The 11,755-nt window shown below is 69.4% G+C and carries 10 protein-coding genes; 2 read left to right on the top strand and 8 right to left on the bottom strand.

The window, feature by feature from the left end; translation table 11 throughout:
- Positions 1 to 20 precede the first annotated feature (20 nt).
- Positions 21 to 749, top strand: a complete 729-nt coding sequence (locus ACZ0AA_RS11145; RefSeq protein ID WP_463512916.1) for a FadR/GntR family transcriptional regulator — start codon at positions 21 to 23, stop codon at positions 747 to 749.
- 50 nt (positions 750 to 799) lie between these two features.
- Here ACZ0AA_RS11145 and ACZ0AA_RS11140 read toward each other — a convergent pair whose 3' ends face one another.
- Together ACZ0AA_RS11140 and ACZ0AA_RS11135 are read right to left on the bottom strand one after the other, a co-directional pair.
- Positions 800 to 2,188, bottom strand: coding sequence for an aminotransferase class III-fold pyridoxal phosphate-dependent enzyme (locus ACZ0AA_RS11140; RefSeq protein ID WP_463512915.1), 1,389 nt, complete (start codon positions 2,186 to 2,188; stop codon positions 800 to 802).
- Between the two features lie 36 nt (positions 2,189 to 2,224).
- Positions 2,225 to 3,709 (bottom strand): CoA-acylating methylmalonate-semialdehyde dehydrogenase, encoded by a 1,485-nt coding sequence (locus ACZ0AA_RS11135; protein WP_463512914.1) that lies wholly within the window; start codon positions 3,707 to 3,709, stop codon positions 2,225 to 2,227.
- 98 nt (positions 3,710 to 3,807) lie between these two features.
- Here ACZ0AA_RS11135 and ACZ0AA_RS11130 point away from each other — a divergent pair, with 98 nt between their 5' ends.
- Entirely contained in the window at positions 3,808 to 5,346 is a 1,539-nt protein-coding gene (locus ACZ0AA_RS11130) for a PucR family transcriptional regulator (RefSeq protein ID WP_463512913.1), read from the top strand.
- Positions 5,347 to 5,389: 43 nt separating this feature from the next.
- Here the strand turns inward: ACZ0AA_RS11130 and ACZ0AA_RS11125 are convergent, their stop codons facing one another.
- The 6 genes from ACZ0AA_RS11125 to ACZ0AA_RS11100 form a co-directional block, all read right to left on the bottom strand.
- Positions 5,390 to 6,784 (bottom strand): aspartate aminotransferase family protein, encoded by a 1,395-nt coding sequence (locus ACZ0AA_RS11125; protein WP_463512912.1) that lies wholly within the window; start codon positions 6,782 to 6,784, stop codon positions 5,390 to 5,392.
- Complete coding sequence (locus ACZ0AA_RS11120; RefSeq protein WP_400866920.1) at positions 6,781 to 7,248, bottom strand: Lrp/AsnC family transcriptional regulator; 468 nt, start codon at positions 7,246 to 7,248, stop codon at positions 6,781 to 6,783. Before ACZ0AA_RS11120 ends, ACZ0AA_RS11125 begins: the two co-directional genes overlap by 4 nt.
- 88 nt (positions 7,249 to 7,336) lie before the next feature.
- On the bottom strand, positions 7,337 to 8,497 hold the full coding sequence (locus ACZ0AA_RS11115; protein ID WP_400866917.1) for an acyl-CoA dehydrogenase family protein: 1,161 nt from the start codon (positions 8,495 to 8,497) through the stop codon (positions 7,337 to 7,339).
- Positions 8,494 to 9,252, bottom strand: a complete 759-nt coding sequence (locus ACZ0AA_RS11110) for an alpha/beta fold hydrolase (RefSeq protein WP_400866915.1) — start codon at positions 9,250 to 9,252, stop codon at positions 8,494 to 8,496. The genes ACZ0AA_RS11115 and ACZ0AA_RS11110 overlap by 4 nt, the downstream gene beginning before the upstream one ends.
- 48 nt (positions 9,253 to 9,300) lie before the next feature.
- Positions 9,301 to 10,215, bottom strand: a complete 915-nt coding sequence (locus tag ACZ0AA_RS11105) for a sugar kinase (protein WP_400866913.1) — start codon at positions 10,213 to 10,215, stop codon at positions 9,301 to 9,303.
- Positions 10,212 to 11,420, bottom strand: a complete 1,209-nt coding sequence (locus tag ACZ0AA_RS11100; protein ID WP_463512911.1) for an MFS transporter — start codon at positions 11,418 to 11,420, stop codon at positions 10,212 to 10,214. Before ACZ0AA_RS11100 ends, ACZ0AA_RS11105 begins: the two co-directional genes overlap by 4 nt.
- Positions 11,421 to 11,755: the final 335 nt, after the last annotated feature.

Below are 11,755 nucleotides of genomic sequence, written 5' to 3'. Positions count from 1 at the left end.
GCTGTGACAGGCTGAGAAGCATGAGCGAGCACCCTTCCGACGGCGATCTCGTCGAGGTGCGCCGGGCCGTCTACCGGCCCCTGCGCCGAGGCAACGCGCTCGAGGATGCGGTCGCTCGACTCGTGCAGACCATCCGTCTCGGCGTCGTCGCGCCAGGGGAGTCGCTGCCGCCCGAACGAGAGCTCGCAGCCTCGTTCGGGGTGAGCCGCGACACCGTGCGCGAGGCGATCCGCGAGCTCGCCGACACCGGATACCTCGTGCCCAAACGCGGGCGATACGGCGGCACCTTCGTCGCCGACCCGCTGCCGCAGCCCTCGGATGCCGGGGCCGTGACCGCTGCCGAGTTCGACGACGTGCTGGGTCTGCGTCGGGTGCTCGAGACCGGGGCGGTGCGGGCGGCCGCGAGCCGGACGCTGGATGCCGCGACCCGCGCCGACCTGTGGGCGCGGCACGAGGCTGCACTGCCCGCCGGGCCCGAGGAGTACCGCCGCCTCGACACCCTGCTGCACCTCGCGATCGCGGAGGCCGCCGGCATCCCGTCGCTCGTCGCACTCGTGGCCGAGAACAGGGCAGACGTCAACGCCTGGCTCGACACGTTCCCGCTGATGCCGCGCAACATCCAGCACTCGGGCGAGCAGCACGAGCGCATCGTCACGGCGATCCTCGCCGGGCGCCCCGACGTCGCGGAGGCCGCGATGCGCGATCACCTCGCAGGGTCCGAGGCGCTGCTGCGCGGATTCCTGATCTGAATCCGCGCAGCAACGGCTGCACCTCACGGCACGGTCAGCTCACAGCACTTTCAGCTCGCTGCGGCCTCGTCGGCGACCGACAGGGCCTCATCGAGCACGGTGAGACCGCGCACGAGCTCCTCCTCGCTGATCACGAGTGGCGGCGCCACGTGCATGCGGTTGAAGTGCGTGAACGGCCAGACGCCGGCCTTCTTCGCGGCGGCGGCGAAGGCGGCGACGGGCGCAGCATCCGCTCCACTCGCGTTGAACGGCACGAGCGGCTCGCGCGTCTGCTTGTCGCGCACGAGCTCGACAGCCCAGAAGAGGCCGCGGCCGCGCACCTCTCCGACGCTCGGGTGGGTGTCGACCCATGAGCGCAGAGTCGGCTCGACGATGCGGTCGCCGAGGTCGCGCACGCGCTCGAGGATGCCGTCGCGACGGAACACCTCGAAGGTCGCGACACCGGCGGCGCACGCGAGCGGGTGGCCCGAGTAGGTCAGTCCGCCGGCGAAGGGCGTGGTGTCGAACGCCTTCGCGATGCGCTCCGAGATGACGACGCCGCCCAGCGGCACGTAGCCCGAGTTCACCCCCTTGGCGAAGGTGATCAGGTCGGGCCGGCCATCGTACGCGTCGATCCCGAACCACTCGCCGAGCCGACCGAAGCCGACCATGACCTCATCCGCGATGTAGACGATGCCGTAGCGGTCGCACAGCTCGCGCACGCCCTGCAGGTAGCCGGGCGGCGGCACGAGCACTCCGTTGGTGCCGACCACGGTCTCGATGATGATCGCCGCGATGGTCTGCGGGCCTTCGAGCTGGATCGTCTGCTCGAGGTGGGCGAGTGCGCGCTCGGACTCCTGCTCCGGGGTCTCGGCGTGGAACGGCGAGCGATAGAGGTAGGGTCCGAAGAAGCGCACGGCTCCCGAATCGGGAGTGCCGTTGGCCCAGCGCCGAGGATCACCCGTCAGAGAGATCGCGGTCGAGGTGGACCCGTGATAGCTGCGGTACATCGACAGCACCTTGTGGCGCCCCGTCGACTGACGGGCCATGCGCACGGCGTACTCGTTGGCCTCGGCGCCGCCGTTCGTGAAGAAGACCTTCTCGAACCCCTCGGGTGCGACCTCGACGATCAGTCGGGCGAGCTCACCGCGCACGTCGTTCGCCATCGCGGGCTGGATGGTGGAGAGCCGCCCCGCCTGCTGCTGGATCGCTGCGACCAGATCGGGATGCTGGTGCCCGAGGTTCAGGTTGACCAGCTGACTCGAGAAGTCGAGGTAGGCGTTGCCGGCGTAATCCCAGAACGTCGAGCCCTCGCCCGCCGCGACGGGAAGCGGGTCGATCAGGCCCTGGGCGCTCCAGGAGTGGAAGACGTGGCCGCGGTCGTCGGCTCGAACCTGCGCCTCGGCCTCGGGGGCCGGGAGCGGATGCGATGCGCCGTGCCGGTCGATGAAGTTCGTCATGTCTCGTGTCTCAGTTCTCGGTGTCTGCTCGGGAGCTCAGTGGTTGCTCGGGAAGCCCAGGTCGATCTGCGAGGGCGTGTGGTCGGGCCAACGCGTGGTGACCACCTTCGACCGAGTGTAGAAGTGCACCGACTCGGGGCCGTAGATGTGCGAGTCGCCGAACAGCGAGTCCTTCCAGCCGCCGAACGAGTAGGCGCCGATCGGCACGGGGATCGGCACGTTCACGCCGACCATTCCCACCTCGATGTCGAACTCGTACTGGCGGGCGGTGCCGCCGTCGCGCGTGAAGATCGCGGTGCCGTTGCCGTACGCATTCGCGTTGACCAGCTCGACGGCCTCGGCGTAGGTCTCGACGCGCACGACCGAGAGCACCGGTCCGAAGATCTCGTCGTCGTACACCTTCATGCCGGGGGCGACCTGGTCGATGAGACTGACTCCGATGAAGAAGCCCTCCGAGTCGAACTGCTTCGTCGTGCCGTCGACGACCACGGTGGCACCCTCGGCGGCCGCTCCGGTCACGTACGAGGCGACGCGGTCGCGGTGCTCGCGGGTGATGAGCGGACCCATCTCGCTCGCGGCATCCGTGCCGGCGCCGATCGAGAGTCCGTCGATGCGTGAGGCGATCGCGGCGACCAGGTCGTCGGCGATGTCACCCACTGCGACGAGCACCGAGACCGCCATGCAGCGCTCACCGGCCGAGCCGTAGGCGGCCGAGATCGCGGCATCCGCTGCGGCGTCGATGTCGGCATCCGGCATGACGACCATGTGGTTCTTGGCGCCGCCGAGCGCCTGGACGCGCTTGCCGGCGTTCGCCGCGCGCTGATAGATCGACCGGGCGATGGGGGTCGAGCCGACGAAGCTGATCGCGTTCACGCGCGGCGACTCGAGCAGAGCGTCGACGGCCTCCTTGTCGCCGTGCACGACGTTGAGCACACCATCGGGCAGACCCGCCTCCTGGAAGAGCTTCGCGATCCAGACGGCCGCCGAGGGGTCTTTCTCACTCGGCTTGAGCACGACCGTGTTGCCGCAGGCGATCGCGGAGGCGACCATCCACAGGGGCACCATCACGGGGAAGTTGAACGGGGTGATCGCGGCGACGACGCCGACCGGCTGCTTGACCGAGTGCACGTCGACGCCTCGCGAGACCTGCTCGCTGCGCTCGCCCTTGAGCAGGTGCACGAGACCGGCGGCGAACTCGACGTTCTCGATGCCGCGCGACACCTCGCCCGCGGCATCCGAGAGCACCTTGCCGTGCTCCGAGGTGACGATCGCGGCGAGCTCGGGAGTGCGCTCCTTGAGCAGCTGACGCAGGCGGAAGAACACGTCGGCGCGCTTGATGAGGCTCGTCTCGCGCCAGGCGGGCAGAGCGGATGCCGCGGCGGCGATCGCCTCGCCGACCTCGGCCGTCGAGGCGAAAGCGACCTGCTTCGTCACCTCGCCGGTGGCGGGGTCGAAGACCTGACCCGTGCGTGCCGCCTCAGCGGTCTCTGCTCCATTGATGATGTGACGGACGATGTCCACGGGGCTCCCTCGCGGTGGGTGATCCGTATCGAACACTCTGACCGGGGTTCGATACGCTGGCTTTCTCCAATGATCACAGAGCGCAGGGAGCTGATCCGGTGTCAGACCGTAGCGAGATCGTGCGGAATCGGACAGAGCGTCCGACCGGCGGCGTCTTCGTGAGCGTCGCGGACGTGCTGGCCGAGGCCGCGGTGCAGGCAGGAGAGCCCGACGTGCTCGTCGGCGGTGCAGCGCTCGATGCTGCGGTGCGCTGGGTGCACGTCTCCGACAGTGTCGGTGTCGCGCGGCTGCTCGACGGCGGCGAGCTGCTGCTGACGACCGGGGCCGGGTGGCCCACCGACGATGCGGGGCTGCGCGACTTCGCGTCGAGCCTGCATCGGGCGGGCATCGCCGGGATCGTCTTCGAGGTCGGAACAGCTCGCGAGACCGTGCCGCAGCCCGTGGTCGACATCTGCGCGACCGTGGGACTCGCCCTCGTCGCTCTGACCCGCGAGGTGAAGTTCGTCGCCGTGACCGAGTCGGTGCACCACGCGCTGATCGCCGCCCAGACGCAGGCGCTGCACGAGCGACAGCGTCTGCACGAGCTGTTCACCGCGCTGAGCCTGCAGGGTGCTCCGGCCGATGTCGTGGTGGCTGAGACGGCTCGAGCGCTCGGCGCCCCGGTGATCCTCGAGAATCTCGCGCGCGAGGTGATCGCGACCGAAGCCCTCGGGATGCCGGTGGCTGAGGTTCTCGACGGCCGCATCGATGCCGAACAGGTGGCAGTTCAGGCGCGAGGCGTGCGCTGGGGAACGCTGCTCGCTCTGCCCGGCCCGGCGCACCCGGCGGGCCGACACACGGTGCTCGAGCAGGGCGCGACAGCCCTCGCATTCGGCTGCATCGCCGACGGCGGCGACGCCGAATGGTCGCTGCTCGCGCAGCGCGCCGTCATCGACGACCTCCTCGGCGCGCGTTTCGCGAGGGCGGACGACATCGACGCACGCCTGCGCGCAGGGGGTTTCACGCTCGCCGATCGTCAGTGCCACGGCATCGTGGCGCGGGGTGCGCGATCGATCGGCGAGCTCGCCTATCGTGCACGGCAGGCCGGATTCGCGGTCGCGGCCGCCCGAGTGGCAGACGACGATGTCGCACTGCTGTCACTGCCGGCATCCGCTGTCCTCTCCGACGAGGTGGTGCTGCGCATCGCCGGCGCCGATCGGGCCGTCTTCGTGGGGCCGGTCGCCGATGACGTCGTCGGACTTCTCGGCTCTCTGCGTGCCGCGCGCGACCTGGCCGACAGCGATCGGGCCGAGTCGGGTGCCCGAGTGCGCCGAGTCGACGACCGCCCGCTCGAACGGCTCGTCGCCACGCTGCGCGACGACCACCGACTGCACGAGCACAGCGAGCGGATGCTGGCGCCGCTCATCCGGCACGATCGGGAGCGCCGCGGCGACCTGCTCGATGTGCTCGCCGCCCTCGTCGCCCATCCGGGCAACCGCTCGGCGGCGGCCACGGCGAGCCACCTGTCGCGGTCGGTCTTCTACCAGCGCCTCACGCTGATCGGCGACCTGCTCGGTGCCGATCTCGACGACGGCGAGACGCTCGCGGCACTCCACCTCGCACTCCTCGCGAGGCGGCGCACCGCGGCATCCGGCTGAGTCAGAACTCCCCGGTCAGAGCACCGGAGTCGGAGCAGCGGGGTCAGAGCACCGACTGCGCGTCGGTGAGGACGCTCCGCAGGATCTGTCCGATCTCGCGGAACTCGGCGGGGCCGACCGTGAGCGGAGGAGCGAGCTGGATCACGGGGTCGCCGCGGTCGTCTGCTCGGCAGTAGAGCCCGGCCTCGAACAGTGCGGGGGAGAGGAAGCCGCGCAGCAGCCGCTCGGACTCGTCGTCGTCGAACGTCTCGCGCGTCGCCTTGTCCTTCACGAGCTCGATGCCGAAGAAGTACCCGTCGCCGCGGACGTCGCCGACGATGGGCAGGTCGAGCAGCGTCTCGAGCTCGGCTCGGAACAGCGGCGAGTTCTCGCGCACGCGCTCGTTGAGTCCTTCCTCGTCGAAGATGGCGAGGTTCTCGAGTGCGACGGCAGCCGAGACCGGGTGCCCGCCGAACGTGTAGCCGTGCGGGAACGAGACGTCGCCCTTCGAGAACGGCTCGTAGATCCGGTCGCTGATGACGGTGGCGCCGATCGGCGAATAGCCGCTCGTCATGCCCTTGGCGCACGTGATCATGTCGGGCACGTAGCCGAGGCCGGTGCACGCGAAGGTGTGACCGAGGCGGCCGAACGCGCAGATGACCTCGTCCGAGACGAGCAGCACGTCATGGCGGTCGCAGATCTCGCGCACCCTGGCGAAATAGCCGGGAGGGGGCGGGAAGCATCCGCCCGAGTTCTGCACCGGCTCGAGGAACACCGCGGCGACCGTGTCTGCACCCTCGAACAGGATCATCTCCTCGATGCGGTCTGCCGCCCAGCGCCCGAAGGCCTCGAGGTCGTCGCTCGGACCGCCCATCTCGGCCGCGCGGTAGAAGTTGGTGTTCGGCACCCGGAACCCGCCGGGGGTGACCGGCTCGAACATCGACTTCATCGCCGGGATGCCGGTGATCGCCAGTGCGCCCTGCGGGGTGCCGTGATAGGCGACCGAGCGCGAGATGACCTTGTGCTTGGTGGGCTTGCCCATCAGCTTCCAGTAGTGCTTCGCGAGTTTGAACGCGGTCTCGACCGCTTCGCCGCCTCCGGTCGAGAAGAAGACGCGGTTCAGGTCGCCGGGTGCCTCGTCGGCCAGGCGGTCGGCGAGCTCGATGGCCGCCGGGTGCGCATACGACCAGAGCGGGAAGAACGAGAGCTCGGAGGCCTGCTTCGCTGCGGCTTCGGCAAGGCGGCGGCGTCCGTGCCCGGCGTTGACGACGAAGAGTCCGGAGAGGCCGTCGAAGTACTCCTTGCCCTTCGAGTCCCAGATGCGGTGGCCTTCGCCCTTGACGATGATCGGCACGCCGCTCTTCTCCATGGTCGACTGCCGGGTGAAGTGCATCCACAGGTGATCCTTGGCCATGGCCTGAAGCTCGGCCTCGGACGGAGTCGTGCGTTGCGTGCTCATCGGGTCCCCCAGTTGTAGAGCTGCTTCTGCAGCTTGGCGTAGATGAAGGTCTCGGTCGACAGCACCCCGTCGATCGGACGGATGCTGTCGTTGATCAGCGCGAGGAGGTCTTCGTCGTCCTCGCAGACGACCTCGGCGAGGATGTCGAAGGAGCCGACCGTGATCACCACGTAGTCGATCGCGGCGATCTCGGCGATGGCCTCTGCGACCACACGGGTGTCGCCCGAGACGCGGATGCCGATCATGGCCTGTCGCGGGAAGCCCAGCTGCATCGGATCGGTCACGGCGACGATCTGCATCACACCTGACTCGGTGAGTCGCTGCACCCGCTGGCGCACGGCGGCCTCGCTGAGTCCGACTTCGCGCCCTATGTCGGAGTACGAGCGCCGCCCGTCTTCCTGCAGCAGCTCGATGATCGTCTTCGCGACATCATCCAGAGGGGGGTGCTTTTTCGACGGCGTCATGATGCGATCCTCGCACCGGAGCGGGCTGCCTTCAACCGATTCCGCAGATTTTCCGAAGCTGCAGCGGGCAAACCGCAGAATATCGCGGTCAGGAGTCGAGTGGACCCAGCCAGGCGCTCGCCGCGGTGGAGTGCGCCGATTCGGGATCGGAGGGGTGGAAGGCCCCCGCCAGGACGTCGCGGTAGAGCCGCGACAGCTCGTTCGAGGAGAAGTACGAGCCGCCGCCGGCCACCAGCATCGCCTGGTCGACGACGTGCTTCGACATCGTGACGGCTCGGTGCTTGACACCCGACAGCAGTGTGAACCACCGGGCGCCGTTGTCGACCCGCTCGTCGACGTCTCGGGCGAGCGCGGCGATCTGCGGAGGCAGGGCGTCGTACGCCAGCCCCATGTCTGCGATGCGCCAGCGGATGTCGGGATCCTGGCTGTATGCGGCGCCCGTCTTCTTCGAGCGGCGCTTCTGCGCGGTCAGCACGGCGAGATCCAGGGCGCGGCGTGCGACGCCCGTGTAGACCGAGGCGAGCAGGATCTCGAAGACCGAGAAGATCCCGAACACGATCGGGTCGGGGTTCGGGCCCGGATCGATGCGGCGCACCACGTGCGCGGCATCCGCAACGGCCCCATCGAGTCGGGTCGTGCGACTCTGGGTGCCCCGCATGCCGAGAGTGTCCCAGTCGTCGCCCGTGACCACCGCATCGGTGCGGTCGACGAAGGCGAACACGAGCTTCGGGGCGTCGGCGCTCGTCGTGTCGAGTCCGTGCAGCCCGAGCTTCGTCCACACGGGGGCGAGCGAGGTGAAGATCTTGGTGCCGGTGAAGGAGTAGCCGCCGTCGGCGGTGGGAACGGCATCCGTGTCGCTGCCGAACAGGACGAGGTCGTTGCCGCCCTCGCTGATGCCGAAGGCGAAGACCTCTCCGGCGACCGCTCCGTCCTGCACGAACTCGAGGCCGGGGACGCCGCGGTCGGAGAAGACCTTGGCGACACCGGTCCAGACGAGGTGCATGTTGATCGCGAGCGCGGTGGCCGGGGCGGCGGTCGCCAGGCGCTGCTGGAGGATCGCCGCCTCGGCGAGTCCGAGCCCCGCGCCCCCGCGGTCGGCAGGAACGAGGATCGACAGATAGCCGGCATCGCGCAGCTCGTCGAGATCCTGCTCGGGGAAAGTGTTCTCGCGGTCGTGGATCGGAGCCCGCTCGCGGATGCGCTCGAGCAGGTCGTCAGGAAGATACGTGGTCGGGTCGAACGTGCTCACGCGAGCGCCTCTCTCAGCTGTCGGACGGTCTCTTCAGGCTTGTCGCGGTGCAGCGAATGACCGGCTCCCTCGACGACCGACATGGTGACGCGAGAGTTGGAGGCGAGCACCGCGGCTGCGACCTGGCCGGTGAAGATGCTGTAGACCGCGGGATCGGAGGCGATCACATGGGTGGGAACGGCCAGCCGTGCGGCATCCGCGGTGACATCCCACGGGGTGTTCTGCGCACTCGTCTGCTCGACTGCCCACGCACTCGCTCTGTGCACGGCGTCGACCTTGAGCTCCCAGTCCTGCGGGTGCCAGTGCGGGTGCTCCTGCCGGACCAGCTCGACCCTGTTGTCGGCGAAGGCGCGCTCCTGGCTCCGGCGCACGATCGCTGCGTCCCGACCGCCGACGAGGATCGCCGGGTCGAGCAGCACGAGACGGCGGGTCCACTCGGGAGCGGATGCGGCGGCTGCCGTGCTCGCCGCGCCGCCGAGCGAGTGGCCGACGACCGCGTCCCACGAGCCGACTCCCTCGGGCACGGTCGCGATGAGGTCTGCCGCGTAGGCGGCGACCGAGTAGTCGAGGACGCGAGGCGCATCGCCGTGGCCGCGCAGATCGACCGCGGTCGCGTGCCATCCCTCGTCGGCGAGGGACGTGCCGACCCGCCACATGAGAGCCGCGGACGAGCCGAGGCCGTGCACGAGGAGGACGCGGCGATCGGAGGCCGGATCACCCCAGGAGATGCGGGGCAGCGTGAGCGGTGCAGGCATGCAGCAAGCCTACGACCGGCGTCGGCTGACCGGCCCTGTGTGCGCGGGTCAGCCGAGAGGAGGCAGGTCGCCGTGCGTCGTCAGCACGCGCGCAGCGGCGGTATGCCCGGCCGAGAGGCGCTCGGCGAGCTCTGCGCCCTCGAGAGTCGCGGCGAGGAACCCGGCTGCGAAGGCGTCGCCGGCGCCGACCGGCTCGACGACCTCGACCCGAGGGGCTGGCACGAACACCGGCTCGTCGTCGCCGTGGAACGCCGTCGCGCCGATGTCGCCGTCCTTGACGATGAGCAGCCCGCAGTGCGGAAGGTGGGCGCGGATCTCGGCGGGAGTCGCGGTGCCCCAGATGCGCTCAGCCTCATCGCGGCCGACGAAGGCGATGTCCGCGGCATCCGCGAGGCGGGTCAGCGTCGCGGCCGCATCCTGCATCGTCCACAGCGCGCGGCGGTCGTTCACGTCGAACGAGACGAGGGTGCCGGCTGCGCGAGCGTCGACGAACAGCTGATCGACCATCGCGCGGCAGGTGGGCGAGAGCGCCGGGGTGATGCCGGTCGTGTGCACGATCCGGACGCCGGCGAGCTGTGCGGCGTCGAGGAAGCCGGGCTCCATCAGCGACGCGGCCGACCCGCGCCGGTAGTAGTAGACCGACGATGACTCGGTGCCCGGATCCTTGAACATGACGCCGGTCGGCGCACCCGCATCCGTCGTCACCCAGAGGTCGACGCCTCGACGTTCGAGCTCGGTCGAGATGCGCACCCCGATCGGGTCGTCGCCCAGGCGCGACGCCCAGGCGGCCCGGTGCCCCGCCGCGACGAGTCCGACGGCGACGTTGCCCTCTGCGCCGGCGAGCCCCAGTGCTGCCGTCTCGGTCTCGGCGAGAGGTGCGCCCAGGGCGGTGACGAGTCCCATGGACTCGCCGACGCAGACGACCTCGGGGGCGGTGGATGCGGGGGAGGACGCTGAGCTCATGAAGGGGTGACCGCCAGGGGTTCGGTATCGGGGTGAGGACTCGCATCGCGATGACGCAGATCGGGGAAGGAGCGCACGAAGACGATCGAGACGACGAGGCCGGCGGCGGCGAAGAGCGTCGCGGCGAGGTAGGCGCCGCGAGGATCCGTCGCATCGACGAGGAAGCCCGCGACTGCAGAGCCGGCGGCGGCGCCGATCAGCTGACCGGTGCCGGCCCATCCGAAGGCCTCGGCGGTCTCGCTGAACTTCACGCTCGCGGTCGTGATGGCGAACAGCACGGCGAGAGCCGGAGCGACTCCGATGCCTGCGACGATCAGGGTGCCGCCGAGCCAGAACTCGTTCAGGGAGAACATGGTGAGTGCGAGACCGACCGTGACGATGGTGAGGCGGCGGGCCATCGCCCAGGGCCCGATCGGGATGTGTCCGAACGAGAGTCCGCCGGCGAGGCTGCCGACGGCGAACACCGCGAGCACGAGGCCGGCAGCCAGGCTGCCGTGCTCGAAGGTCGCGACGACACCGACCTCGACGGCCGAGCACGCGCCGATGAGCAGGAAGCCGATGACGGTGGCGAGCAGCACCGGCGGCTTGAGGACGACCTTGCCGAGGGCGCTGCGACTGCGCGGGATGCGCACGCGGCCGACCTCGGGGGAGAGGATGAACCACGCTCCGCCGCCCACCAACACGACCGCCACGAGCAGCAGACCCACGGCGGTGCCGATCTGCGTCGACACGAGCGTGATCACGACGGGGGCCAGCACCCAGATGATCTCCTGCAGCGAGGCATCGAGAGAGAAGAGGGGTGTGAGCTGTGTCGAGTTCACGAGCTTCGGATAGATGGTGCGCACCGCGGCCTGCACCGGCGGCGTCGAGAGGCCGGCGATCATGCCGAGGACCATGTACCCGGGGACGTTGAGGGGGAGCAGTGCGAGGCCCAGCACCGCGACCACGCACACGCTGAGTGTGAGGGTGAGCACGCGGCGCATTCCCCAGGCGCCCATCCACCGGCTCGTGATCGGGCCGGCGACGGCCTGCCCGACGCTGGTCGCAGCGAGCACGAGGCCCGCCGAGCCGTATGAGCCGGTCTGCTGTTCGACGTGCAGCAGGATCGCGAGCGAGGTCATCCCGTTGGGGAAGCGAGCGGTCAACTGTGCAGCGATCATGCGCGCCACTCCGGGCGTGCGAAGAAGGTCCCGATATCCCGCCACGGGTCAACGCTACCGGGAGCCGCGGACGCCCGTCTAAGCCGCTCCTCCCCGACACGCCGCGACACGCCCAAACCGAGTTTCCACAGAAAATCCGATGTCGGAGGCGGGTCGTATGGTCCGACCTGTGGATGGATCTCTCACAGGTCGTTCCCAGCCGCGATTTCTCGCGGTTCGGGGGTGCTCTCGAGGGCCCTGAGCCTGTGGAAGAAACGGTGGAGAACCTGTGTTGTACCAGTGGAGAGCGGTGGAAAACTACACGTATGTAACTACTACCCCTAGTGGTCACCCTGAATGTCCGTACCTATATGTAGTATTGAGATCCCGGTGAGGGTCTA

Source organism: Microbacterium sp. AC035 (assembly GCF_979258485.1).
Note: the sequence above shows the minus strand (reverse complement) of the source record. Positions and strands in the feature narration are given on the sequence as shown.

Excerpts from the sequence above, each read along its gene's own strand:
- ACZ0AA_RS11110 (WP_400866915.1), bottom strand. The coding sequence starts at position 9,252 with ATGCCTGCACCGCTCACGCTGCCCCGCATCTCCTGGGGTGATCCGGCC.
- ACZ0AA_RS11105 (WP_400866913.1), bottom strand. The coding sequence starts at position 10,215 with ATGAGCTCAGCGTCCTCCCCCGCATCCACCGCCCCCGAGGTCGTCTGC.
- ACZ0AA_RS11140 (WP_463512915.1), bottom strand. The coding sequence starts at position 2,188 with ATGACGAACTTCATCGACCGGCACGGCGCATCGCATCCGCTCCCGGCC.
- ACZ0AA_RS11125 (WP_463512912.1), bottom strand. The coding sequence starts at position 6,784 with ATGAGCACGCAACGCACGACTCCGTCCGAGGCCGAGCTTCAGGCCATG.
- ACZ0AA_RS11145 (WP_463512916.1), top strand. The coding sequence starts at position 21 with ATGAGCGAGCACCCTTCCGACGGCGATCTCGTCGAGGTGCGCCGGGCC.
- ACZ0AA_RS11120 (WP_400866920.1), bottom strand. The coding sequence starts at position 7,248 with ATGACGCCGTCGAAAAAGCACCCCCCTCTGGATGATGTCGCGAAGACG.